We start from the raw sequence: 25,901 nt of genomic DNA on the forward strand, positions 1-25,901 counted from the left end.
TCTTAAAACCAGTTAAATTGCGTTGTTTTTAAAATCGAATAGATATGAAAAAAGCCATACCTCTGTTAATACTGATTTTTGCATCGGCATCTGCAATTTTTGCGCAAGATTTTATCGTTAAAAACAATGATGATGTCATCCGCGGGACAATAAAAGGCACGGATTATTTTTCTGTTTTTATCAGTGCCAATGATGAAGCCGACATGATTTTGCCAGCAAAAGATGTTAAAAATTTCTTCTGGAATGGTGATAGCTTTGTGAGCAAAGGATTTGCAAATGGGCGTAATTTCGAATATCGTTTTGTTAAGGTAATCGAAATGGGAACCGTAAATCTTTACGCTTTTGGTGGAGGCACCCTGGTTCCCCAAGTAAAAGAGAAAAAGGTAAAATTCAGACCTTCAATTGGTATCGGTACCGGAACCGGTGGCTTTGGTGGCATGGGTATGGGCGGAGGTATTAGCATTGGTGGCGGACGTAATGCTGCACCGGAAAGACCTGCTGGTGCACCTGCTGTTCGCTATTTTATCGAAAAACCTGGCGCAGGGCCTTTACAAGAGGTGCCGATGAAAGCCATAACCGACGAAACCAGAAAAATGGAGGTTAAAAATATCCTTTTGCAGAAAATTGGCGATCAACCTGCCTTAAAAGCCAAAATTGAAGCCGGAACAGATTTTAACAGCCGGGATGTTATTGAATGGGTAAAGGAGTATAATGCAACAAAAAAATAAAGCAGGATTTGGAGATTAAAGGATTTACAGAATCATTCGGGTAAAAATTATCTTGCACAGCAGTTTAATAAATGATCGTTCACCATCCCCGTGGCCTGCATGTAAGCATAGCATATGGTCGTACCGAAAAACTTAAAGCCGCGTTTTTTCATGTCCTTACTGATGCGGTCAGAGAGTTCAGTCCGCGGTGGAACATCACTCATTTTCTCAATTTGATTTAAAATAGGCTTGTTCCCTGGAACAAAACTCCACATGTATTTAGAAAAGCTGCCAAATTCTTTCCGGATTTCGATAAATAGTTTGGCATTGGTAATGGCGCCATTTACCTTTAAACGGTTGCGGATAATGCCCTCATCATTCATCAACCTTTCTACGTCTTTTTCGGTAAAAGCAGCTACTTTATTAACGTCAAAACCTGCAAAAGCCTTGCGGTAATTTTCTCGCCTGCGGAGAATGGTAATCCAGCTTAAACCTGCCTGCGCACCTTCCAGTATTAAAAATTCGAACAAAATTTGATCATCATAAACAGGCTTTCCCCATTCTTCATCGTGGTATTTGATATAGAGTGGATCGGAGCCAGCCCAGGAACAACGTATAGTTGAGTTTGGAGTTTGGGGTTGGGAGTTTTGAGTCGGCATAGAGCTGAGTTGGGAGTTGCAACAGCAAGGTACTAAGAGCGATTGATTAGAAACTTTTCTGGGTTATTCATCATATACACCAACAATTTTGCTACTTCCTCTGCTTGGTTATTTAATATATCAAATTCATCAATAGAAATGTAATTACATGCTAAAGCAAATTCTAGCCATGTTTGGGTTTCACCATTTTCGGTGTCTGCGTCGGAGAGCTTGCTCACAAAATGATTTGGGTATTTTCGTTTTCTGTAGGCTTCTGCTAGGTTTGCACAAACACTTCTTGAACATCTCCTGATCTGATCTGTTAAACTATATTTTTCTTCTGATGGAAATCTTTTTGAGATCTGGAATATTTCCATTGAAAGTTTAAATCCTTTCTGATAAGCTAATAAATCCTTAATTGTTCCCATAACTAAATATAAGAACATTCAATTGCTTTATTTAGTCAATTTAAGAATTCCCATTTTGAAAACTCGCGTCTCTAATCTGCGACATGCAAGGAAACTCCCAACGCTAAACTCCCGACTCCAAACTTAACTCGTCCCAATACTCTACAGCTCTCCGGTAATGCGGGATTACAATGCTGCCACCTACCAGATTGGCGATCATGAAGATTTCGTTCATCTCATCATGGTTTACACCAGCATCGAAACATTTGCCCAGGTGGTACTTTATGCAATCATCACAACGCAAAACCATAGAGGCAACCAGGCCCAACATCTCTTTCGTTTTAACATCTAAAGCTCCATTGGCATAAGTGGTTGTATCAAGCGCAAAAAAACGTTTGATATTCGTATTTGCCGTTTCCATAATTCTATCGTTCATTTTTTCGCGATAGCTGTTAAACTCTTCTATAAGCTTTCCCATGTGTAATTAATTATTGAATAAATGATTTTTTGAATGAGAGAATGACGTTACTATTATTTTATTCAATCAAGGTTGATTTCTTCCAGCGGATTCCAGAATACTTTTTTAAAGTTTACCACCTTATCGTTCTTCACTTCAACACCTTCTTCTCTCAGCAGTTCTTCCATTAGTTCTGGTGGCTTAAAATGAAACTTCCCGGTAAGCAGGCCGCTACTGTTTACTACGCGGTGTGCCGGCACCTTGGGGTGCGCTGTTCCGGCATAAAGCATGGCATGTCCAACCATTCTTGATGATTTTGCTGCACCTAAACTTTTCGCGATAGCGCCATAAGAAGTAACCCTTCCTTTCGGAATTAACCGGGCAATCTCATACACCTGTTCGTAAAAGTTGGTATCCATTATTCAAAAGAAAACTGAATGTAGTTAATATTTTTATCGTGCAACAAGTATTTCTTCTCGTAATAGGTTTTGATTGACAGTACCTCATCAACCAGATCTGAAGTGTACAGATGATCGGTGTTTTTATGTACAGGCAGATTCAATTCTGCAACCTTTTCGCAGGTGTAAGCATACAGTTGGTCGTTATCTGTTTTCAGATTAACATTCCCGCCTGGTTTTAACACCAGTTTATAACGGTTCAAAAATGCCGGAAAAGTTAAACGTTTTTTCTCACGGCTGTCCTGTGGCTGAGGGTCGGGAAAGGTGATCCAGATTTCATCAATCTCGCCTTCATTAAAGTAATCCAGTAAGTTTTCGATCTGTATCCTTAAAAAAGCAACATTATCAATCCCATCTTCAATAGCCGTTTTGGCTCCGCGCCAGATGCGGTTGCCTTTGTAATCTACACCAATGAAATTTTTCTCCGGGAATAGCCTGGCCAGATTTACCGAATATTCGCCTTTTCCACAGGCCAGCTCAAGCACAATGGGGTTTGTGTTTTTAAAATGTGTTGAAGCCCAGTTCCCCTTTAAAGCTTTCCCTTGTTCTAATTGATATACGTTTGCGAATGTTTCTATTTCAGCAAAACGCCTAAGTTTATCTTTACCCAAAAGTTTTTTTCTGCAAAAATACAATTAAATCAACAATAGGAGTTTTTTTTGCTGTAAAGATTAGTGCCAATCTAGTATGGGAATCGTATTTTTGTTACCTATACAAATTACCGTGAAAAAAAACGCGAAAATATATGTTGCAGGCCATCGTGGTATGGTAGGTTCGGCCATTTACCGCAAACTGCAAAAAGAAGGTTACGAAAACATTGTTACCAGAACTTCAGCAGCGCTTGATCTTCGGAACCAGCAGGCTGTCACCGATTTCTTCTCTACAGAAAGACCTGATTATGTGTTTCTTGCAGCAGCAAAGGTAGGTGGCATTGAAGCCAACAACACCTACCGTGCCGATTTCCTTTACGAGAATTTAGCCATACAAAATAACGTAATCCACAATGCTTATGTAGCTGGTGTTAAAAAGCTGATGTTCCTGGGCTCAAGCTGTATCTATCCTAAAATGGCTCCGCAGCCCTTAAAAGAGGATTATCTTTTGACCGGAACTTTAGAGCCTACCAACGAACCTTATGCCATTGCCAAAATTGCAGGCATTAAAATGTGCGATGCCTATCGCGATCAGTATGGCTGTAATTTTATCTCTGTAATGCCAACAAATTTATATGGCTTTAATGATAACTATCATCCTCAGAATTCGCATGTTTTACCCGCTTTGATCCGTAAGGTACATGAGGCAAAAGTGAACGATGAAAAAGAAGTAGTGGTTTGGGGATCAGGCTCACCCATGCGCGAATTTTTATTTGCCGATGATTTAGCAGATGCCTGTTATTTCTTAATGCAAAATTATAACGAACCACACCTGATCAATATTGGTACCGGACATGATTTAACCATCAAAGACCTGGCCTTGCTGATTAAAGATGTTTTAGGCTTTGATGGCGAATTGGTATTCGATGCCACTAAACCAGATGGCACACCGCGTAAATTAATGGATGTGAGTAAACTTCATCATTTAGGTTGGAAACATAAAATTGAACTTAAAGAAGGTATTGCCCTGGCATATCAGGATTTTGAAAGCCGGTACTAAAATAATTCTCACAACGGTGCGCAGTATAACCTGCGCACTTTTTATTTACACCTTATTTTTTAACAACAGGATCATAAATGGCTACGGCCACCCGGCTATCTGCACAACCATAGTATAAAAACCATTTCTTTTTGAAATAAACCAATCCTTCGATAAAAACCGTACCAGATGGGTATTGCCCACTTTTTTCGAAAGATGCAGTCGGCACGAAAAAAGGCTGATTCAACCGCGCTATCACTTTTGAGGGGTTTTTGAGATCAAACAGAACCTGTCCGGCAGAATAAGTATTGGACACGTAATTGGTATCACGGCCGGCATCCCCTCTGTTCTTACCATTATAAAGTACTAATATACCTTGATCTGTAACAATGGCCGGCGGACCGCATTCTGTGAGGTCGCTATCGAAATAATGCTTTCTAGGCTTCACAATCATATCCAGATCACCTGCTGGATTTAAAGCCGGTTTCCAATTGAGGAGATCAACAGAGGTCGCAATATTCATAAAACGTTCGCCCCAGTACATCATGTATTTACCGTTTATCTTGGCGATGATCTGTTTACCGTTTTCTAACCTGGTAACAATTGAACCGGATTTGCATTTGAGATCCTTAAATTTACCATGATAGGCTTTACTAAACGCAGGACCATGTTTGGTCCAGTGTTTTAAATCTTTGGAAGTGGCTACCGCAAGGCGGAATATATTGCGGTTCCATTGCGTATAGAACATGACATATAAACCCTCTGCTGTAACAGCAATGCGAGGGTCTTCGCAACCGCCTGGCCATTCGTTTGCTTTCTGTCCATCCTCATCCGGATAGAGTACTGGCTCAGGACTACGTTTCATTTTAATACCATCACTGCTTTCCGCAATCCCTATTCTGGAAGTACGCATTCCGATCCCAGTGCCAGAGCGATCTTCACTGCGATATAGTACATAAATCTTATTTTTGTGAACTGTAGCAGCTGGATTAAATACATCGCCGGCCTCCCAGGCTATTTTTTGCTTGAATATGGGATCCATGAAAACACTTTCTGTTTTTGGGGAAATAATGGGATTAACATTTCCTGGTCGTACAAATGGCCCAAGTGCCCACTCTGGGAGTTTGTTCTGGGCATTTACCGCAAAGGCTAGCGGAAAAAAGAAAACAAGAAAATACAGGCGTAAAATGGTTCTGTTCATAAAACTAAAATACTAATTAATCTGCTAAGCTGGTCATAGTATAATTACCCTAAATTAAATCAATCAGATTAAAACCGCTGTTTAATCTTTTGTTTAAATGGTTCATTTTAATGAGAAATTTTAGTTCAAACCATTCAAACCTGATCATGTTACAAACGCAGAACATTTTCTATTATAGTTAAAATTGATATATTTGGGACTATCAATAAATTTTACCTATATGACTTTAGTTCAACTCGAATATATTGTTGCCGTAGATACTTATAGAAGTTTTGTAACTGCTGCCGAAAAGTGTTTTGTAACCCAGCCTACCCTAAGTATGCAGGTTCAAAAACTGGAGGAATTAATCAGCGTTAAAATTTTCGACAGGAGCAAACAGCCCGTAAGTCCGACAGAAATTGGTGCGCAGATTATTGCACAGGCCAGAATCATCTTACAGGAAAGCGGAAAAATTAAAGAGCTGATCAGCAGTCAGCAGCAAGATGTACTGGGTGAACTGAAAATTGGTGTAATTCCTACTATCGCGCCATATTTATTGCCTGAGGTGATTTCGGCCATGCTGGACAAATACCCTGAATTAAAACTTTTGATCTGGGAATATACCACCGAAGACATTATCCACCACCTGAAGACCGGTGTACTCGATTGTGGTATTCTAGCTACACCACTTACCGATCCGAACATTACGGAAACTCCATTATATTATGAAAACTTTGTAAGTTACATCAGCAAAAACAGCAAGCTTTACAAAAAAAAGGCTGTTGATGCAGAGGACCTGAACGATGAGAACATCTGGCTCTTAAATGAAGGCCATTGTATGCGCAACCAGGTATTGAACATTTGCCGTTCTACCAAAAATAATAGATTACAGGGATTAGAGTATAATACCGGCAGCGTAGAAACCCTGGTTCGTATGGTTGATTTAAATGGCGGGGCTACCTTATTACCAGAACTGGCCATAGCCGAGCTTAACGCTAAACAATCCGGCAAAATACGCCATTTTAAATCACCTGAACCTGTACGCGAGATTAGTTTGGTTACACATAAAAACTTCATTAAAAAACGGATGCTTAACGCTTTAAAAGATGAGATTTTAGCGATTATCCCGAAAGCAATGAAGCAGAAAAAGAAAAAAGATGTTGTGGGGATTTAGATTGTACCGGTAAGTCTGAAGGGGAATTGAGTAAAGCAGACATTGATTGACTTTACCCACGCAATCGTCATGCTGAATTTATTTCAGCATCTAGCACACAATAAGACCCTGAAATAATTCAGGGTGACGCCTCAGGTAAAGATATGATCAATAATAGAGAATGTCAGGGCTCAAAAGCCTAACCTTTGTCTTTATTCACAAGATCTGCACGCGCAAACCCTGTTTCAGCGAGATTTTTATCTTCTAAAATGATTAATAAAAAATACTACTGATTTTGTTTTTCCACCGGAGGCGCGGATAATAATCCTTTAATATCACTTTCCACTTCTTCCTCTTCACCCTTTTTCTTTTTCTTGTTTTTACCTTTTAAGCCTTTACCGCTTAAACGCTCCTCAATGATTTTATCATATTCGGTTTGTTGCTCGGGCCTTAAAACATTGCGGATATTCTTTGAGGTTTCGTTCTGTAGTTTGTAGAATTTATCTACATCTTCCTCACGTGAGTTACCTGCCTGCTGTCTTTTGATTAAATCAGCCTGTTCTTTCGCCTGGTTATAGGTAAAGCTGTAGATTACACTTTTTTGCGTCCCGTTAAGCTTTAAGCGCTTCTCAAGATCCTCCACATTCTTCTGTGCAATTTCCGCTGGAGTAGGTACTTTATTCTGTTGCGCGCACACTAGCCCATTCACACCAACAACAATTAAAAATAAGATTACAAGCCTTTTCATTCCAAATATTTTATAGGCGAAGTTACTTAATTATCTTAAAACAAGAAAGTCCCGGTTTACACCGGGACTTCTCTTAAATTTTATAGCCTATTGAGCTTATAAAGCTTTTTTATAAAGTTCAGCAACAGCATCCCAGTTAATTACATTCCAGATTGCCGCTAAATAATCAGGGCGTTTGTTTTGGTATTTCAAATAATAAGCGTGCTCCCAAACATCGATACCCAAAATTGGCGTTCCCTTTACTTCGGCAACATCCATTAAAGGATTATCCTGGTTTGGTGTAGAAGAAACCTGAAGTTTTTTATCAGCACCTACCGATAACCAGGCCCAGCCTGAACCAAAACGGGTAGCGCCAGCTTCTTGTAATTTAGTTTTAAGATCAGCAAACGAACCAAAAGTTTCGTTAATTGCTTTAGCTAAATCGCCGGTTGGCTCACCACCTTTATTTGGACCTAAAATGTTCCAGAATAAAGAGTGGTTATAGTGACCACCGCCATTGTTTCTAACCGCAGCAGGAAATTTTGAAATGTGTTTTACAATTTCTTCGATGCTTGAATTCGCCTCTGGTTTACCTTCTAACGCTTTGTTTAAGTTGGTAACATAAGCCTGGTGGTGTTTATCATGGTGAATCTCCATGGTAGTTTTATCAATATGCGGTTCTAATGCATCGGTTGCGTAGTGTAACGCAGGTAATTCAAAAGCCATAATGTTTTATGTTTAAAGATTTAAAAATATTTCTTGTAGCAAATATAACATTAGAACGTTAAGATTTGTTCATGTTATTATCATCAAATCGTTTTCTGAGTTAATGTTGTAATGTTGAAGGTTTTAATGTTGGAAGGTTTTGAGAAAAATTACCATCGTCCCGATTTGAAATACGGGATGCATGAGAAAGACGATTGTATCGACATTTATATCTAAAACGCATACAAATACAGATCTCACTAAGAGGCTTTCTCATCAAATTGTCGTTCATGTTGAGCCTGTCAAAACGGCCTTGTAAGGCATTTAAAATAGGTCCTTTGATAAGCTACCATTGACGTTATTTTGCAAATATTTATTAATGAGCGACTTGTGAAACCTATGCATTTCCGCATAGCTAGGCCTTAGCACCGTATCTCCGTTCCGCTTAAATCCGGCCTAACAAATTTTTCGGGCTACACTGACAAAGGCATCCCACTAGATTCGAAAGAAAATGGCGCAGCCTTCATGAATGCAGCTGAATTATGCAAAAACGAATGAATAAATTTTCAGCCGGTGTTTTATTAATGGTTGTCTATTGTTTTTTATCTGTATTAATGAGCTCGGCAATGCTTCGGTTTTGTTTCTTTTTGACATCAAAAAGAAAGAGCCCTTCGGCGGCGGCGGACCTGTACCGATTTTTCATCGGTAGCCGAGGCAAGGCTTCGACCTGGGCAAAAAAAATAAATGTATACGTCATTCATATTGATTTTTATCCAATAAATTATCCCTCAGGATGAAAATCTACATGGATGAGACAGTCTCCTATTAGGCAATGAACTACAGTATTACGGAACATCAACTCAATCTACCTCTTCTTCGCAAAAAATCCCTTCATTAACGCTCCACACTCCTCCGCCATTACACCACCCTTTAATACCGTTTTAGGGTGCAGCAGGTTTGCGTTTTTGGAAATAAATCCCCTTTTTTCTTCTCTGGCACCATACACAATACGGCCAATCTGTGTCCAGTAACTTGCACCTGCACACATTACACAAGGCTCAATGGTTACATATAAAGTGCAATCCCGTAAATATTTCCCACCAATGGTTTGAGATGCCGAGGTAAAAGCCTGCATTTCTGCATGGGCGGTAACATCGTTAAAACGCTCTGTCAAATTGTATCCGCGGCCAATAATCCTGTTTTTACTGACCACAATGGCCCCGATCGGAATCTCATCCTCAGCTAAAGCTTTTTTGGCTTCTTCCAGAGCCAGTTTCATATAATGAATGTCTTCTTCCTCAGGATCGGTATTCTCGAAATTGTAAAAACTCATGAGGCAAATATAGGGTAATAATGGCCAAAAAGACTTCCAAAGGTTCCAAAGGCAGAGGGCTGGCAAAACTGCTGAAGTCTAAGTTAAAAATTGGTTAGGTTTGGAGCGCAGTGTCAGCGCTTATCGGCTGCTTCAGTCCTGCTTTACGCTCCAAGTCCTCTCCCGGTGAAAAACCGGCATTGCGGGCTTTCCGCTGCAATCAGGGCTAATTGGCCGCTGCAACTAGGTGTAAACTTCGGAAGCTAACGATTAAACCAATTTACTTCCATTTGGCACCTCACGCTCCACCGTAGTTAATACGATATCGCCATTTTCATCTGCAAATCCGGTTACTAAAAATTCGGACATAAATTTTCCGATCTGTTTTTTAGGGAAGTTTATCACGCCAACAATCTGTTTTCCCGGTAATTCTTCCAATGTATAATGTTTGGTGATTTGTGCGCTGCTCATTTTAATGCCAAATTCACCAAAATCTACCTTCAATTGATATGCAGGTCTTCTGGCTTCCGGAAATTCGAAGGCCGCTAAAATAGTACCTACCCTTAATTCTACTTTTTCAAAATCGTCCCATGTAATCTGTTCCATATATAGTCATTGTATCTGAGACAAAAATATAAATTGTCTGGCATTCTAAATCGACCTGGAATATATTAATTCGATTCAATCGTTTGCATTAATTTTAACAGGTTTTTATAAAAAATTTGCGTTTTATATTTTTACCGCTATCTTTATGCAACCGTTTGCATAACCAAATATTAAAATTAGATGAAAGCATGTATTTATTAGGGATTGATTTAGGTACCTCATCCATTAAGGTTGCCATTGTTGATGCAGCTACACAAAAAAATATAACCTCCGTTCAATATCCGGAAGAGGAGACTGCCATTAAATCTTTACAGTCGGGCTGGGCAGAACAATCGCCTGATGACTGGTGGCATAATGTTCAACAAGCCATCCTTAAATTAAATTCGACAGGTCTTTTTGATCCGAAAGAAATTAAAGCCATTGGTATTGCGTACCAGATGCATGGCCTGGTCGTAGTAGATCAAAACCAACAGGTGCTCCGCGATAGTATCATCTGGTGCGATAGCAGGGCCGTTGAACTGGGCAACGATGCTTTTGAGGCCATTGGCCACGAAAAATCCTTAAAACATCTGTTAAACTCTCCGGGCAACTTTACGGCATCCAAACTGGGCTGGGTTAAAATAAATGAGCCAGATATCTATAACCGCATTGATAAAATCATGCTCCCGGGCGATTTTATCGCCATGAAATTAACCGGAGAAATTACAACAAGTATTTCGGCACTATCTGAAGGGATTTTTTGGGATTTTGAAAGCCACGAAATTTCTAAAGATGTAATGGATTATTATGGGATTTCGGGGAACCTGATCCCAACGGTTAAACCTTTATTTTCGGAACATGGTTATTTAAAAACCGATATTGCAAATTCATTAAATCTACCGGCCGGTATTCCGGTTGCTTATAAATCTGGCGATCAACCGAACAATGCACTCTCCCTAAACGTATTAAAACCCGGGGAGGTTGCCGCTACAGCCGGAACATCGGGGGTAATTTACGGCGTAAGCGATGAGCTTACCTACGATAACCAATCGAGAGTGAATACCTTTGCACATGTAACTTATTCTGCAGAAAAAAAGCATACCGGTGTTTTGCTTTGTATTAATGGCACCGGCAGCATGTACCGTTGGGCAAAACATGTCTTCGCACCACAGTCTACCTATGCAGACCTGAATATGCTGGCTTCAAAAGCACCAATAGGCAGCAACGGTTTAAAAGTACTTCCTTTTGGCAATGGTGCAGAACGGATGTTAAATAACCAATATACAGGAGCAGCGTTATTGGGTATCGATTTAAACCTTCACCAGCAATCAGATATCTTCAGGGCGGTACAAGAAGGGATTGCTTTTTCTTTCCGTTATGGATTGGATATTATGCGCGAAAACGGCATGCAGCCAAAAGTGATCCGCGCCGGAAGGGCGAACCTGTTTTTAAGTGATGTATTTGCACAAACTTTTGTAGATGTTACGGGCATTCCGGTTGAACTTTACGAAAACGACGGCAGTGTAGGCGCAGCCTTGGGTGCAGGTATAGGCGCCAGCATTTTTAAAAGCGCAGAAGAAGCTTTTAGCAACCACAAAGTAATCAAAACTTTAGTACCGCAGCATTCAGCTATGTATGAACCAATCTATCAGGATTGGAAAAAAATATTAGAAAAACAATTAAAAATTGGTTAATGGTTCAAAGCCATCGGCTATCAACTATGAACCAACAAACCAAGAATCAAAAACAAAAAATATGACAAAAGTAGTAACCGGAGCAACTGAATTTTTCAAAGGCATTGAGCAAATCAAATTTGAAGGCCTGGAAAGCGATAATCCATTAGCATTTAGATGGTATGACGCCAACAAAGTAGTAGCTGGCAAAACCATGAGCGAGCATTTTAAGTTTGCTTGTGCTTACTGGCATTCATTTAATGGTAATGGTGCCGATCCGTTCGGAGGTGCAACACACGTTTTCCCATGGGATGAGAAAAAAGATGCAGTAGAGCGTGCAAAAGATAAAATGGATGCAGCCTTTGAATTTATTACCAAAATGCAAATCCCATATTATTGTTTCCATGATGTGGATGTGGTAGATTATGGTGATGACGTTGCCGAAAACGAGCGCAGATTACAAGCGCTTGTTGAATATGCCAAACAAAAACAAGCAGACAGCGGCGTAAAACTGTTATGGGGAACCGCCAATTTATTTAGCCATAAGCGCTATATGAACGGCGCATCTACCAATCCGGATTTTCATGTGCTGGCACACGGCGCTGCCCAGGTTAAAGCAGCACTAGATGCTACCATTGCCCTTGGCGGCGAAAATTATGTTTTCTGGGGTGGAAGAGAAGGCTATATGAGCCTATTGAATACCAATATGAAACGTGAGCAGGAGCATTTGGCAAAATTTTTACATACGGCTAAAGATTATGCACGCAAACAGGGTTTCAAAGGAACATTCTTTATTGAGCCGAAACCATGTGAGCCTTCTAAACACCAATACGATTACGATGCAGCAACCGTAAAAGGCTTTTTACAACAATATGATCTGTTGGCAGACTTTAAATTAAATTTAGAAGTTAACCACGCCACGCTGGCAGGCCATACTTTCCAGCATGAACTACAGGTTGCAGTAGACAATGGCTTATTAGGCTCTATCGATGCAAACCGCGGCGATTACCAGAACGGCTGGGATACCGACCAGTTCCCGAATGATATTAACGAACTAACGGAAACCATGCTGATCATTTTAGAGGGTGGTGGCTTACAGGGTGGAGGTGTAAACTTCGATGCGAAAATACGCCGTAACTCTACCGATCAGAAAGACTTATTCTATGCACATGTAGGCGGAATGGATATCTTTGCAAGGGCACTAGTTACTGCAGATGCCATTCTTCAAAAATCTGATTACAAAAAAGTAAGAGCCGATCGCTATGCTTCATTTGATAGCGGAAAGGGTGCCGAGTTTGAACAAGGTAAGTTAAGTTTAGAAGACCTAAGAAATTACGCTGCAGAAAACGGCGAACCAGAGGTACGCAGCGGAAAGCAGGAATATCTTGAAAACCTGATTAACAGGTATATTTAATTCATTTTTATAAAATGTAATCTCCGTGGTCTGTGTCCTCACAGACCACTTGTGTTTGATTTAATTAGCATAGTCTGTGGAGACACAGACCATGGATTAAATTAATAAACGTCACTTTAACATTTTTTAATTCAAAAAAAGCGGAGATTAATTTATGATTTTACTACATTTAGATTTCTAAACCAAATAACTTAAATGAAAGTCACAGATTACATTATTTTTCTAGCCTACTTTGCCATTGTAGCAATTTACGGTTTCTGGATTTACCATCGTAAAAAACAAAAGCAGATGAGCAGCAAGGATTATTTTCTTGCAGAAGGTTCGCTCACCTGGTGGGCTATTGGTACATCCTTAATTGCCTCGAACATTAGTGCTGAGCAATTTGTAGCCATGAGCGGCGATGGATTTAAAATGGGATTGGCCATTTCCACTTACGAATGGATGGCAGCAGCAACATTGGTAATTGTAGCCACATTTTTTATTCCTGTATATCTTAAAAATAAGATCTACACCATGCCACAATTCTTAAGTCAGCGTTACAACGGTACTGTAGCCATGATTATGGCTGTGTTTTGGTTGTTATTGTATGTGGTGGTAAACTTAACCTCTATCTTATACCTGGGCGCGCTTGCTGTAAGCAGTATTTCGGGTATTGGCTTTTGGTATTGTATGATCGGCCTGGCCATTTTTTCTGTAATTATAGCATTAGGCGGTATGAAAGTAATTGGTTACACGGATGTAATCCAGGTAGCGTTTTTAATTTTCGGCGGTTTGGCCACTACTTATTTAGCACTTAATTTAGTGAGCGACCATTTTGGTGGTCATGGCGTACTGGATGGTTTATCGTTTTTAAGAGAAAAGGCGCCAGATCATTTCCACATGATCTTTAAAAAAGATAGTGCCAATTATGCTTCTCTACCTGGTATGACAGTATTGCTTGGCGGGATGTGGATTGTGAACTTAAACTATTGGGGTTGTAACCAGTACATCACACAACGTGCGCTGGGTGCTGATCTGAAAACCGCGAGAGCTGGTATTTTATTTGCTGCCTTTTTAAAACTTTTGATGCCGTTAATCGTGGTATTACCAGGTATTGCAGTGTATATGTTGTACACAGAAAAAACAGGTATTGACGTAAATTCAATGATGCCTGGCGGAGAGCTTCGTCCGGATAGGGCTTACCCTACCTTATTAAGTATTTTACCAACAGGACTTAAAGGTTTATCTTTTGCCGCTTTAACTGCAGCAATTGTTGCTTCATTAGCCGGTAAAATCAATAGTATCTCTACCATTTTTACGCTGGATATTTTCAAGAAACACATTAACGTAGAAGCGAGTGAGAAAAAACTGGTAAGCACCGGGCGTGTGGTTGTAATTATTGCAATGGCTATCGCAATTGCTATTTCGCCATTCTTAGGTATTGATAAAAAAGGTGGTTTCGAGTTTATTCAGGAGTATACAGGTTTTGTAAGTCCTGGTATTTTCGCCATGTTTATTTTAGGTTTCTTCTGGAAAAAAACCACTTCAAATGCAGCTTTATTTGCAACTATAGGTGGTTTTGGTTTATCCGTATTGCTAAAATTCCTGCCAGGAATGATGGATTTATCTTTCCTTCACAATTTTGGATTCTCGGTAGCCAATGCCGATGGAGTTTATGAAATACCTTTCCTCGATAGAATGGGAATTGTATTTGTGGTTTGTATAATTGTAATGTTTGCCATCAGTATGTTCGAAAACAGCAAAGGCGATAAATCTAATGGTTTAGAAGTAGATTCGAGCATGTTCAAAGTACATCCTTCGTTTGCCGTTGGATCATTGATTGTATTCGGAATTTTAGTTGCCCTTTACTCTACTTTCTGGTAAAATTAAAATCAATATAATATGTAAAATGCTCGCAATTAAAATTGCGAGCATTTTTTTTGCTCATTTAATGGCTTACTTACGGTTTTCTATGTAAAGAATGTATTCATCCGAAAAGAGGCTACACTTAACCGTACGTGAAAACTCAATCTTATTGATTAAATCTGTAGAGACGCTGCGCTTAACGCTACGGACAGGACAGGCAGGAGAAGCGATTAATAGTAGCACAGACTCCAGCCAACATAGCCCTGATTGAAGTGGAAGCCCGCAAGCGAAGCATGAGCGCGGACTTATAACAGAAAGCAGGACTATAATAACCGATTAGCACTGCAATTGCGCTTCTTAAAAAACAGCAATAATAATTTAAGATCATGTAATTAACCAAAACTGGCTAACCGGAACTTCTTTTAATAACAATAACCTGTTTTCAACCGGAAATATTGGGCTTGAAATTCAATCCTATATATCAATCTGCAGAAACGCTATGCTTAACGCTACGAACAGGATAGTTGGTTCGTGCAGACACAAACCAAGACAATTGTAAAGGAAATTTTCTATGAATTACTGCGCACAGGGACCATCAGGAATTTCTTTGCTGATTTTAAGCACTTTCATCACCACTAAGGTCGAATCGAAATCACTGGAAACGATGCCCGTATCAGATTTCGCAAAATAACCTTCCAACTCTACGTATACGGGTTCATAGGGTTTTTCGAAGCCTAAGTTGCTATACGAAAGTTCCAGGTTTTTTACACTGTCTTTAACCCAATATTCCCGCCCGTCTTCGCAGAAGGTAAAAGATTTCACCTCAGGACCAAAACTATACAAACCTTTAACAGTTTTCAGGTTACTTTTTTCTCCTTCGGCTTTATCGTTCCTGTTACAAGCTGTAGCGGCTACGCCAAGGAGCACAACGAATACAATTGCCTGTTTAAATAACTTCATTTTATATAGTTTGATTAATTTGATCTATCTTTTTAACACTTAAATTGGATGACAAAGCAGATGCCAAAAATGAGAAGATACCTACCGTAACAAAAACTAAAACAAAATCCTTCCATTTTAATGCGATTGGATAAGAACTTACCAGTGTTTTATTTACCTCATCTCCCATTTTAATAAAACCATAGGTATGCTGAAAATAATAAAATATAATTCCTATAAATAAACCCAACACGCAGCCAGACATGGTGATCATCATGCCCTCAAATAAAAATATCCGTTTGATTAGATTTTTGCCCGCACCTAAACTACTCAGAATGGCAACATCCTTTACCTTATCGATTACCAGCATGGTTAACGACCCTATAATATTAAATATAGCAATAATTAGAATAAAAGTAAGGATTATATATACTGCCCATTTTTCGGTGTTTAAAATGTGGTAGAGTGATTTATTTTGTTCGGCCTGATTTCTGACTTCATAATCCTGACCAGCCTTTTCGATTATTTCATTTTTAAAATCATCTACATCAACGCCGGGCTGCAGATTGATCTCAATAGCAGACACATTTTTGTCTTCTCCTAGCAGCCCGCGGGCAAAACCGAGCGGAACGATGATCCCATTGTCGAAATCTTGTTGCACTTCAAAAACACCACTTACCCTAATATTTTTGACCACAAAATCGTCGGCCGGATTTATTGTATTTACCGCGATATCCTTCTTTGGAGAATAAATTTCCAGTTCGGTAAAGGGATCAACAGTATTAACAGCCAGATAACTTTGTAAGGCCGAACCAATTACCGCATTATCACCGCTCTTATTATGCAATATAAAACGGCCTTCTTTAATGGTACTGTCTAATTTAGAGTTCTTCAAATAATCTAAACTTACACCTTTAACCATTCCAACAGCCTGCTTATCATTGTATTTTAACAAAGCGTTTTCTTGCAGTACTTCGGTAAATGCAGCAACGTCTTTATTTTTTCTCAGCTGATTAAAATAGCTTGTATTAGGATCAAAGGTTTTGCCCCTGGCTGGTGTAATTGCAATTTGTGGAGTAATGGTATCGAACATATTCAACACCACTGTTTCTAAACCGTTAAATACAGAAAGGATAATAATCAAAGCAGCGCTGCCCACCATTACCCCTACCATTGATATGCCTGAAATCAGGTTAATGGCATTGGTTGATTTTTTGGCAAAAAGATACCTTTTGGCAATGTAAAATGATGTATTCACAGCAGTAAAGATAGTTAAAATGTAAGATGGCAGTAATGTAAGATGAATATGTGAGTGGAATATGTAAGATGTGAATTACATCATCCCTTATCCATTTTACATTTTACATCAAAAAAACGGGTTATGTTGTTTCTCAAAACCAATGCTTGTTGCTGGTCCATGGCCAGGATAAACTTTGGTTTCATCAGGTAAGACAAAAAGTTTATCGGAAATGTTTTGGATTAATTGCTGATGGTTGCCACCTGGCAGATCGGTACGGCCAATGCTGCCATAGAAAAGTACATCGCCACCTATTAAAATATGATCAGCCGCATTGTAAAAACACAGGTGCGCCGGTGAATGTCCGGGAGCAAAAATTAAAGTCAGTTTGCTATTGCCAAAAGAAATAGTTCCTGTTTCAGGCAAAAAGGTATCTGGAAGAGGCGATATCTCATAACGGGTAAAGCCCATTGATGGCCCATAACCGGGAACAGCATTTAAAATCGGTAATTCGCCCTGATGAAACTGTGGTTTTAAACCATAGGTTTCGGACACAAACTTATTGCCAAAAACATGATCAAGATGGCAATGTGTATTCAGCAATAAAACCGGGTTTAAACCTTCCTGTTTGATGAAAGCTGCTAGTTCATTTTGCTCAAACCCCTCATACATACCCGGATCGATAATGGCACATTCTTTAGTTTCATCGTAAAGTACATAGGTGTTTTCGCTGTAAGCGTTAAAAGTGAAGGTTTTTACTGTTATCATAAGTCTTAGAAAATGCCTGTTTCCAGGAACAGAATTAACAATTAATAAATTAATTTTTCCACCTGAAGGTAGAAATCAAGGTATCGATGTCCTTTTTGATAAATTTAACAACAGGCTCAATAGAATCGTATTGTGGGCGTTCATTAAAATATAAAGCCCCTCTAAAATAGTGCCTGGCACTATCTGTTAAAAAAAACTGAACAGAAGATGCCGTATTCCCTTCAATGGCGTAATAAATGCCATAAACTTTACGGTCAGGATAATTGATGATCTTCTGATCAATCGCGCTTGCTTTTATGGTATGTTTGAACGCAAGTTTCCGGGCATCTTCAACCATTTCATCATACTCGCTTTTACCCGAAACATCATAATAAGTTAAATGCAAAAAGCCATTAAACTGTTTAAAGTGCAGGTTATACCAGTTTTGTTGGGCATCACGGCTTTGATCTTGCTCTATTACGGAGTAGGTAGGATATTTGAAGGTAAAAGGAACAGGTTTGCTAAATGCTGTATAGGCTTTTTCTGGAAACATGATCCTGAAATAAGCTTTTGGCTTCGGGCTGTAATCGTGGTCCTGACAAGCTGTTATGAACAAAAGCAGTACAAATGGAATACAGATCAGTTGTTTTAGTTTCATAGCTATTTATCGAAGATTGTTTCCGTGATCGTCTGGAGCAGGCTGTTGTTAATATCGCATTTACGACAAGTTTTTCATTATTTATTCCAGATTGTCCAGGCTTTTTCGGCTTGTTTGTAAAGCATTTCCAAACCGTTTTTAACTGCCGCACCACGTTCAGCAGCTTTAGCCAAAAACGCGGTTTCCAGCGGATTGTACACTAAATCGTAAGCCAAATGCCCTGGTCCTACTAAACTGTAATCAATCTCTGGAAAGGTATCAATATTTGGCGACATTCCCAAGGGTGTGGTATTGATCAATAACTGGTGTGAAGTTAAAATTTCAGGCGTAATTTCAGAATATAGAATAGCACCGGGAGCAGCCGTTCTTACCACCACCTGATATTGAATGTTTAACTTTTCTAAAACATATTTTACGGCTTTAGCCGCGCCGCCATCACCAAAAACAAGTGCTTTGTTATGTTGTGGTCCTATCAATGGTTTTAGCGATTCTTCAAAACCATATGCATCGGTATTAAAACCTTTTAAATAGGTTTCACCTTCAAAATATTTGATCGAAATACAATTTACGGCACCAATTTTTTCTGCAGCTTCATCTACTTCATTTAAATAGCAGAGCACATTAACTTTATGCGGAATAGTTACGTTAAGACCACATAGTGATGGGTGATCATTCAGCAGATCGGGCAATGATTTAATATCAGCAATAGGAAAAAGCTCATATTGATGATCGGTTATCCCCTCATTTTGAAATTTTTCTGTGAAATATTTTTTGGAGAAAGAATGAGAAAGTGGGTACCCGATTAAGCCGTATGTTTTCATATTGATATAACAAGCAAACCTTACAGATTTTTTGAAACCTGTAAGATTTATTTAACTATGCGCTCTCGCAACGACGAATTTTGTATTTACTTTACCTGGTTCAGGAAATAGTCGAAAGTATCTCCCCGTAATCCTAAGCGAATGGTTTCTAAAGGAATTACTTCTGCCGGCGCAATATTACCCAGGTTTACATTGCTACCGATCAATTTAATAAACCAAACCTGCTGTTCTTTTTGAGGAGCCTCCCAAATAATGGTTTCTTCAGGAATCTGTGTTAAAATTTCATCAACCAGGCCTTCCCTCACTTCGCCACTCCCACGGTAAATACCAACATTACCACCTTCGCGGGCTTCGGCAATAACTTTCCACGAACCTGCCTCTATTTCGGCCTGCATTAATTTAATCCACTTGTATGGCGCAAATATTTTGGCTGCATCTTTACTGCCAACTTCAGAAATTACAGTTACCTGTTTAGAAAGTTCGCTGATAAAACCACATTTTTTGTCGTGTTCAATTTCGATGGAGCCATCAGAAACTTCTGCATATTCCATTCCGTACTGATCTAAAACACGCTGATAATCTGAAAACTGATTACGGATAATAAAGGCTTCAAATAATGTTCCCCCGAAATAGGTAGGAATGCCTGCACTTTTATATAAAGCTAATTTTTCTTTAAGGTTTGGTGTTACATGCGATGTTGCCCAACCTAATTTTACGATATCAGTATGTACGCCGGCAACTTCAATAAAATCTTCAACCTGGCGTAGGCTCAATCCCTTATCCATAACCATTGTTAAGCCTTTTTGGCGCGGTTTAGCTGGACGTTCGGGAACGTTTAATAATGGATAATTCATATGCGTACAAAAGTGAAAAAAATTTTCAGATTTATCAGTTAAATTTTTCTCACAAGGTCGTTACCTTATATATCTGTTTATAACATTCAAAATGGCACTGTTATCCTGTAATTGCGGTAAATATTCAAATAAAATATAGTGTTTATCAGGGTCAGTTGTTAACGCGGTTTCTAAATACCCCAATGCATCAGCATAGTTTCCTATTGCAAAAAGATAGGCCACCATCCTATAATACAGTTCTGCAGCTTCCGGGTTATTCTTAATCGCCTCTGCCATTGTTTCCGCTGCTTCCAATAATTTCCCCTGTTCGTAAAGCACGGTACTAAAATCCAACCAGGCTTCAATATCCAACGGATTAAATTCTAATACTTTTTCGTATGCTTCGATCGATTCGTCAATCTGACCTAATTTATAATAGGCATCGGCCATGGCGAACCAGAAATCTGCATTTTCAGCCTCTAAATCAATCGCTTTTTTATAAAAGTGCAGCGATTCGAAATAACGTTCTTCAAAATTCAGTGTTACCCCAATCCCAAACCAGGCATCAGCCATTTTAGGATCCATTTTTACCGATTTTTTATAATATGAACGGGCTTCGTCCATTTTTTCCAGTTTCTCGTAACATTCGCCAATGGCACAATAAGTATCGGCATTAGGCTGTTCGTACTCAAAGGTATGTTTATAAACTTCTATAGCCTCATCATATTTATCGAGTTGCACCAGCGCATTTCCTTTGTTAAAATAGGCTGAACTGAAATCTTCTTTAATCAAAATAGCATAATCATAAGCATCGATCGCTTTTTCGAAAAGGTTCAGTTTGTGGAAACTATTGCCCAAATTGTACCAGGCCGCATAAGAATACGGATCAGTATCGATATATTGCTGATAAAATTTGATGCTTTCTTCCTGTTTATCTAATACATCGTAACAGAAAGCAAGCTCATACAAGCCATCCTGGTTTTCCATATTTTGCTCTAAACTTAGCTTAATATAGGTAATCGCACTTTCATAATCGCCCATGCTCTGGTAAACATAAGCCATCTGTAATAAAATTTCATCCGTACTTTCGGCCAGTCCCAAAGCTTTTTCATAGTTTTCCAAAGCCTCATCAAAACGTTCGGTATTTTGAAAGATATTACCACGGAGCAAATAAATATCCGGCTCTGATGATTCTAAGAGCTCGGCCTTTTGCAAGGCAATAAAAGCCTTTTCATTGTTGTTGGTTAAGATATAAAGGTGGGCCTGTTTGATTAAAAACACTGTTGCATAAGGGTGCTGACTGATGGCAAAATCAACTACCTGCAAAGCTTTGACCGGATCATTTTTCTCAATGTAAAAATCTACAATGTATTCGAATGCACCTGCATCGAAAAAATACTGATCCTGGTTCCGGAGCATTTCTTCGTAACGTTCTACCGAGCGTTGTGCATCTTCGTTGGATTCAAAAAAGAATTCTTCTTCCATATATTATACTATTAAAGAACCGTGCCAATTAGCAGAAAAACACATGATAAGTTTAACAATTTTAATTATCCGTTTTTAAAATAATTATTAACATCAGCAGCAATAAAAACTGTAAACAGCTGAATATAAAGCGTATTAACTGTGACTAAGATGTGTGGATAATCGATAGATTTATTGCAACATCGCGGTTCCTTTTCCCTTCTTTTACAAAAATACTATAAATTTATGGTATATACGTAATGAGGAAGTCATGAAAGGATTAGTCATTTTTGCCCTGTTTTTACTATGTTTTACGACAAAAGGCTTTGCCCAAAACGATGAGGAAAGCGCAGTTAAAAAAACCATAACAAACCTTTTTACCGGCATGAAGAACGGAGACAGTTCTTTAACCAGAAGTGCCTTTGCGCCGGCAGCAATAATGCAAACCATCGTTAGCAAAGATGGTAAAGTGAATATACATTCAGAATCTGTTAACAGTTTTATCAAATTTATTGGTTCGCCACACCAGGAAAAGTATGATGAACGCATCGTTTTCACCAAAATCTTAATTGATGGTCCGTTGGCCGCTGTTTGGACAGACTATAAATTTTACCTCGGCGAAAAATTTAGCCATTGTGGCGTTAATTCTTTTCAGTTGGTAAAAGGAGATCAGGGATGGAAAATTGTCTATATTATCGATACAAGGAGAAAAGAGGGGTGTAATTAAAATAAAAGATGTAGGATAGATTTTGTCACGTTGAGCCTGTCGAAACGCCTTCATCATTGTTTCGGCAGATCCTTCGACAGGCTCAGGATGACAACATAAAACTCCTTATTATTCCTTTCCTAAATCGGCAGCACCTTTTTTAAATAACTCCGCCTGCTTGTTCAGTTTTGCTTTAGCTTCCCCGCTTACAGCATCTGCCTGTTTCGCTTTGCCCTGCGAAGTAGCCGTATAAGCACCAGCCAACTGCTTGTTTAAATAGGGTTGTAATTTTAATCTTTCGATGGCGTTGCCAATGTTCGTTATACCTTGCTCGGTAACAGCAGGGTTAGTATTGGCTCTTAAATACTGAAAATACTGACCAACTACTCCAAATACCTTATCCCGATCGCCTGTTAGCATGATGTTATCATAAAATGCCTGATAGTCGTCTTTTGGATCGTTGATGTATATGGATGCGATCGATGGTGCGATATGCGCTCTCGTATCTTCATCTAAGGATGCTATGGCAGACATCGTTTCCTGTGGAGCCAGTTTGGCCAGTCCATCCACACCAGCAGCAATTACCCTGTACGATCTGTCTTTTAAACTTTCTGTCACTAAAGCTTTGTAGGCCTGATCTCCGGTCTCAGCCAATTTCACGATTGCAGCTGATCTTGCTTCGGTATTTTTATCTGTTTTGGCAATCTCAAATAAAACCGGTAAAGCTGCTGCTTTAATCCGGGCATCTTCTAAATTAATGCCGGCAATACTTAAAGCGCGTAAATCTGCCGATTTATCTTTTAAGCCTTCCAATAACACCATTTGACCGCTTTGGGCTTTGCTCTGCATGATAAATTGCAAGGCCTCAATTCTATTGGCATAACTTGGCGCATTTTTGTATTGAAAATAATAGTTTTCCGCCGTTTTATTGTCATTGGTTTCGCCAACTAAAATTTTATCTACATCAAAATCGATTAAATCGGGTTTAGCACTCACCTCAAAACTAAAATTCTGTTCACGGTTACTGATCAGGATTTCTTTCCTGATTTTTTTACCACCTGCATAAATATCAAGTTTAACCGGCAACGTAAAGGTTTGCACACTGGCATCCTGTGTTTGTTTAACTTTAATGGTTGCCTTGCCGTTTTCATAGCCGTAATCAATACTTAAAACCGGGTGGCCCCCATTGTAATACCACTGATTAAAATAAGGACTCCAATCTTTTCCGGTAACCTCTTCCATGGCTAAACGCAATTGGTGCGTTTCGCCATTTTTAAAGGCATTGGTAGTGAGGTAACGTTTAAGCGATTGGTAGAAAGCCTCATCGCCCATCTGGTTTTTTAAGGCATACAGAATAACCGAACCTTTGGCATAACTGATATTATCGAACATATCTTCCTTATCGTTATAATAGAAGCGTGCCAAAACCGGACTTTCTCCTTTTTTAGTCGAGCCGATATAAGATTGTAATTTTTCGTAACGCGATTTATCTTCCGCGTCCTTGCCGGCATCATGCCCATGCCAGATGATCTCGCCAAAGGTGGCGAAAGATTCGTTCATAGTTAAGTTAGACCATGATTCGGCCGTTACATAATCGCCAAACCACTGGTGAAAAAGCTCATGTGCAATGGTACCTTCTTCGTTTCCATCCAATAGCTCGCGGTCTGTTTTTTGTACCTGCTCGCCATGTAAGGTAGCTGTCGTATTTTCCATCGCTCCTGAAACATAATCTCGGGCTACTACTTGTGCATATTTATTCCACGGATAATCTACGCCCAACAAATTGCTGTAAAACTGGATCATATCGGGTGTTTTACCAAAAATTTGCTTCGCGTAAGGCGCATATTTAGGCTCCAGGTAATAACTTACTTCTTTACCTTTATAATTGTCTTTTGTGATTTTAAAATCACCTATGGCCATCATAAACAAGTATGGCGAATGTGGTAAATCCATTTTCCAGGTATCGGTCCTTGTACCATCGGCATTGTTTTTTTGACTCACCATTTTTCCGTTCGACAGGGTAGTGTATTTCGATTTTACCGTCATCGAAATTTCCTGGGTTGTTTTCTGGTCGGGTTTATCGATGGTTGGAAACCAGGCCGATGAAGATTCTGTTTCGCCCTGTGTCCAGATCTGTGTGGGCTTATTTTTATCAGTACCATCAGGGTTGATAAAATATAAACCTTTAGCATCGGTTATGGCCGCACTCCCCTTAACTTTCAGTTCATCAGGTTTAGCTGTATAAACAACATACACAGTGTATTTTTCGGCATTGGTGTACTTTTTATTTAAATTGATATACAACTTATTATCGTTATACGTGTATTTAAGCGGGGTATTTCCTTTGGTTCCAACCAACGTAACAGTTTTTATGTCCATTCCCTGCGCATCAAGCGTCAGCGAATCGGTGGTGTAAAAGTGAGGCTTTAAAGTTATCCACGCTTTACCATACAGGTAGCGCTTGGCGTAGTCAAATGAAACATCAAGTTTGGTGTGTACCAGGTCATTAATTTTTGTTGGGGTTACGCGGTAAACACTGAGGTTTGATTTTTCTGCAGCTTGTTCCTGTGCGAAAAGCGGATTGGCTGCAAAAACACCGGCCAATAGTACGCCACAGGCAATAATTTTTTTATTCATTTTTTAAGATTTATAAGTCAGTATCCTGAAGGCAAGATATTAAGAATTGTAATAATTACCAGGTAATTTTTATTTCGCTCCTAATCGGTTGCGATCGGTTTTAAGGTATAACCTTTAGCCTGCAACCCTTTTATCAGCCCTTCAGCACCCACTAAATGACCAGCGCCAACGGCTATAAACAAAGATTCTTTTTCCATCAGGGCAGGGAGTTGATCTAACCAGCGTTGATTACGGTTTTTAAGCATCTCAGTCATAAACTCTTTGGTTTCTTCATCCTGTGTTTTAAAGAAATCAGTTAATTTATCGATATCCTGCGCCAGGTAATAAGCGGTTAGTTCCTGCAGTTTAGTCTTATTCTTATCCGATTCCCTAACTGATTTAAGCAAGGCTTTTTTCTGTTTTTGCAGGTCATCATCAAACAAAAGTGCCCCCTGATATTCGGCAGTTTCTAAACCATGTATGGATTTAGCATTGCTTTTGGCAAATTTTTGAAAGCTTTCATCTATGCCATTGTTCAGATTTTTCATTTCGGGGTTATCAAGAAGCATAATCAGCACGCCCACCATTGCAGGCTTAAACCTGTTGAATTGTTTTAAGTTTACAGCCGGATTCCTGGCTTTAATATAGTCATCAACCTCTTTATATTCAGCCGGGGTAAATAAACTATCCAGTGTGTTGTTTTTCATCACTAAAAACGGGGCCATCCGCCCTTGTAAGGTATTATCCATTACTAGCTCACCCACTACACCATCAACCGATTTTAATTTGTCCTGTAAAACCTGCATCGTATCTGCAAATTCCTTATTGGTAAAATGATGTGTTCCAAACAAATACGATGATTTCTTTAATCCATTTCCAGAAACTTCCCAGAGTAGGGTATTGGTAGACTTTTTAGGCTGTGCGTGAAGACTGAGACCAAGGCCTAAAAGGGCAATGAATAATAATTTTATGTTTTTCATTGAATAGTGG

General features: G+C 39.2%; 26 protein-coding genes. 7 read left to right on the top strand and 19 right to left on the bottom strand.

The genetic code is table 11. The features are described from left to right. Window positions 1-44: 44 nt before the first annotated feature. The gene (locus ABEG20_RS17170; RefSeq protein WP_406824477.1) at window positions 45-728 is read left to right on the top strand and encodes a hypothetical protein; all 684 of its coding nucleotides are present in this window, start codon (window positions 45-47) and stop codon (window positions 726-728) included. Window positions 729-775: 47 nt separating this feature from the next. Here the strand turns inward: ABEG20_RS17170 and ABEG20_RS17175 are convergent, their stop codons facing one another. From ABEG20_RS17175 to trmB, 5 genes are all read right to left on the bottom strand, one after another. Further along, window positions 776-1,366 (bottom strand): DNA-3-methyladenine glycosylase I, encoded by a 591-nt coding sequence (locus ABEG20_RS17175; protein ID WP_406824478.1) that lies wholly within the window; start codon window positions 1,364-1,366, stop codon window positions 776-778. A gap of 32 nt (window positions 1,367-1,398) precedes the next feature. Next, the gene (locus ABEG20_RS17180) at window positions 1,399-1,773 is read right to left on the bottom strand and encodes a four helix bundle protein (RefSeq protein ID WP_406824479.1); all 375 of its coding nucleotides are present in this window, start codon (window positions 1,771-1,773) and stop codon (window positions 1,399-1,401) included. A gap of 103 nt (window positions 1,774-1,876) precedes the next feature. Then, window positions 1,877-2,230, bottom strand: a complete 354-nt coding sequence (locus ABEG20_RS17185; RefSeq protein WP_406824480.1) for a carboxymuconolactone decarboxylase family protein — start codon at window positions 2,228-2,230, stop codon at window positions 1,877-1,879. Between the two features lie 62 nt (window positions 2,231-2,292). Next, complete coding sequence (locus ABEG20_RS17190) at window positions 2,293-2,628, bottom strand: MGMT family protein (protein ID WP_406824481.1); 336 nt, start codon at window positions 2,626-2,628, stop codon at window positions 2,293-2,295. Further along, window positions 2,628-3,278 carry a tRNA (guanosine(46)-N7)-methyltransferase TrmB gene (gene trmB, locus ABEG20_RS17195; RefSeq protein WP_406824482.1) on the bottom strand — a complete coding sequence of 217 codons (651 nt, stop codon included), beginning with the start codon at window positions 3,276-3,278 and terminating at the stop codon, window positions 2,628-2,630. The genes ABEG20_RS17190 and trmB overlap by 1 nt, the downstream gene beginning before the upstream one ends. 112 nt (window positions 3,279-3,390) lie before the next feature. Here trmB and ABEG20_RS17200 point away from each other — a divergent pair, with 112 nt between their 5' ends. Next, on the top strand, window positions 3,391-4,317 hold the full coding sequence (locus tag ABEG20_RS17200) for a GDP-L-fucose synthase family protein (protein ID WP_406824483.1): 927 nt from the start codon (window positions 3,391-3,393) through the stop codon (window positions 4,315-4,317). Between the two features lie 52 nt (window positions 4,318-4,369). Here ABEG20_RS17200 and ABEG20_RS17205 read toward each other — a convergent pair whose 3' ends face one another. Continuing rightward, window positions 4,370-5,497, bottom strand: a complete 1,128-nt coding sequence (locus ABEG20_RS17205; RefSeq protein ID WP_406824484.1) for a glycoside hydrolase family 130 protein — start codon at window positions 5,495-5,497, stop codon at window positions 4,370-4,372. A gap of 220 nt (window positions 5,498-5,717) precedes the next feature. Between ABEG20_RS17205 and ABEG20_RS17210 the strand changes: the two genes are divergently transcribed. Beyond that, a complete protein-coding gene (locus ABEG20_RS17210; RefSeq protein ID WP_406824485.1) occupies window positions 5,718-6,650 on the top strand; it encodes a LysR substrate-binding domain-containing protein in 933 nt (310 codons plus the stop codon). 265 nt (window positions 6,651-6,915) lie between these two features. Here the strand turns inward: ABEG20_RS17210 and ABEG20_RS17215 are convergent, their stop codons facing one another. The 4 genes from ABEG20_RS17215 to ABEG20_RS17230 all read right to left on the bottom strand — a co-directional run bounded on the left by ABEG20_RS17215 (window position 6,916) and on the right by ABEG20_RS17230 (window position 9,979). After that, window positions 6,916-7,377, bottom strand: coding sequence for a hypothetical protein (locus ABEG20_RS17215; protein WP_406824486.1), 462 nt, complete (start codon window positions 7,375-7,377; stop codon window positions 6,916-6,918). Window positions 7,378-7,473: 96 nt separating this feature from the next. Then, window positions 7,474-8,082: a superoxide dismutase gene (locus tag ABEG20_RS17220; protein ID WP_090497809.1), complete on the bottom strand. Its 609-nt coding sequence runs from the start codon at window positions 8,080-8,082 to the stop codon at window positions 7,474-7,476. 844 nt (window positions 8,083-8,926) lie between these two features. Next, entirely contained in the window at window positions 8,927-9,394 is a 468-nt protein-coding gene (locus ABEG20_RS17225; protein ID WP_406824487.1) for a nucleoside deaminase, read from the bottom strand. A gap of 249 nt (window positions 9,395-9,643) precedes the next feature. Next, complete coding sequence (locus ABEG20_RS17230) at window positions 9,644-9,979, bottom strand: tRNA-binding protein (protein ID WP_406824488.1); 336 nt, start codon at window positions 9,977-9,979, stop codon at window positions 9,644-9,646. A 188-nt stretch (window positions 9,980-10,167) separates the two neighbouring features. On the opposite strand from ABEG20_RS17230, the gene ABEG20_RS17235 reads away from it, so the two are divergent. The 3 genes from ABEG20_RS17235 to ABEG20_RS17245 all read left to right on the top strand — a co-directional run bounded on the left by ABEG20_RS17235 (window position 10,168) and on the right by ABEG20_RS17245 (window position 14,908). Beyond that, on the top strand, window positions 10,168-11,652 hold the full coding sequence (locus tag ABEG20_RS17235) for a xylulokinase (RefSeq protein ID WP_406824489.1): 1,485 nt from the start codon (window positions 10,168-10,170) through the stop codon (window positions 11,650-11,652). Between the two features lie 61 nt (window positions 11,653-11,713). Beyond that, window positions 11,714-13,045 (top strand): xylose isomerase, encoded by a 1,332-nt coding sequence (gene xylA, locus ABEG20_RS17240; RefSeq protein WP_265851154.1) that lies wholly within the window; start codon window positions 11,714-11,716, stop codon window positions 13,043-13,045. A 195-nt stretch (window positions 13,046-13,240) separates the two neighbouring features. Further along, window positions 13,241-14,908 (top strand): sodium/sugar symporter, encoded by a 1,668-nt coding sequence (locus ABEG20_RS17245; protein WP_406824490.1) that lies wholly within the window; start codon window positions 13,241-13,243, stop codon window positions 14,906-14,908. A 558-nt stretch (window positions 14,909-15,466) separates the two neighbouring features. Here the strand turns inward: ABEG20_RS17245 and ABEG20_RS17250 are convergent. From ABEG20_RS17250 to ABEG20_RS17280, 7 genes are all read right to left on the bottom strand, one after another. Beyond that, window positions 15,467-15,850 carry a hypothetical protein gene (locus ABEG20_RS17250; protein WP_406824491.1) on the bottom strand — a complete coding sequence of 128 codons (384 nt, stop codon included), beginning with the start codon at window positions 15,848-15,850 and terminating at the stop codon, window positions 15,467-15,469. 1 nt (window position 15,851) lies between these two features. Then, window positions 15,852-17,087 (bottom strand): ABC transporter permease, encoded by a 1,236-nt coding sequence (locus ABEG20_RS17255; protein ID WP_406824492.1) that lies wholly within the window; start codon window positions 17,085-17,087, stop codon window positions 15,852-15,854. A gap of 108 nt (window positions 17,088-17,195) precedes the next feature. Next, a complete protein-coding gene (locus ABEG20_RS17260; protein WP_406824493.1) occupies window positions 17,196-17,834 on the bottom strand; it encodes an MBL fold metallo-hydrolase in 639 nt (212 codons plus the stop codon). Window positions 17,835-17,883: 49 nt separating this feature from the next. Further along, on the bottom strand, window positions 17,884-18,471 hold the full coding sequence (locus ABEG20_RS17265; RefSeq protein ID WP_406824494.1) for a gliding motility lipoprotein GldD: 588 nt from the start codon (window positions 18,469-18,471) through the stop codon (window positions 17,884-17,886). Window positions 18,472-18,548: 77 nt separating this feature from the next. Continuing rightward, on the bottom strand, window positions 18,549-19,292 hold the full coding sequence (locus ABEG20_RS17270; protein ID WP_406824495.1) for a shikimate dehydrogenase family protein: 744 nt from the start codon (window positions 19,290-19,292) through the stop codon (window positions 18,549-18,551). A gap of 86 nt (window positions 19,293-19,378) precedes the next feature. Next, window positions 19,379-20,146, bottom strand: coding sequence for a phosphosulfolactate synthase (locus tag ABEG20_RS17275; protein ID WP_147230194.1), 768 nt, complete (start codon window positions 20,144-20,146; stop codon window positions 19,379-19,381). Between the two features lie 60 nt (window positions 20,147-20,206). Beyond that, window positions 20,207-21,610, bottom strand: a complete 1,404-nt coding sequence (locus ABEG20_RS17280) for a tetratricopeptide repeat protein (protein ID WP_406824496.1) — start codon at window positions 21,608-21,610, stop codon at window positions 20,207-20,209. A 250-nt stretch (window positions 21,611-21,860) separates the two neighbouring features. Between ABEG20_RS17280 and ABEG20_RS17285 the strand changes: the two genes are divergently transcribed. Further along, window positions 21,861-22,316 (top strand): nuclear transport factor 2 family protein, encoded by a 456-nt coding sequence (locus tag ABEG20_RS17285; protein ID WP_406824497.1) that lies wholly within the window; start codon window positions 21,861-21,863, stop codon window positions 22,314-22,316. A 108-nt stretch (window positions 22,317-22,424) separates the two neighbouring features. Here ABEG20_RS17285 and ABEG20_RS17290 read toward each other — a convergent pair whose 3' ends face one another. Together ABEG20_RS17290 and ABEG20_RS17295 are read right to left on the bottom strand one after the other, a co-directional pair. Continuing rightward, window positions 22,425-24,932, bottom strand: a complete 2,508-nt coding sequence (locus tag ABEG20_RS17290; RefSeq protein ID WP_406824498.1) for a M1 family aminopeptidase — start codon at window positions 24,930-24,932, stop codon at window positions 22,425-22,427. Between the two features lie 80 nt (window positions 24,933-25,012). Further along, entirely contained in the window at window positions 25,013-25,891 is an 879-nt protein-coding gene (locus ABEG20_RS17295) for a TraB/GumN family protein (protein WP_406824499.1), read from the bottom strand. Window positions 25,892-25,901 lie beyond the last annotated feature (10 nt).

The sequence above is a fragment of the Pedobacter sp. KACC 23697 genome (assembly GCF_045348445.1).
In the GTDB taxonomy this organism is placed as follows: domain Bacteria; phylum Bacteroidota; class Bacteroidia; order Sphingobacteriales; family Sphingobacteriaceae; genus Pedobacter.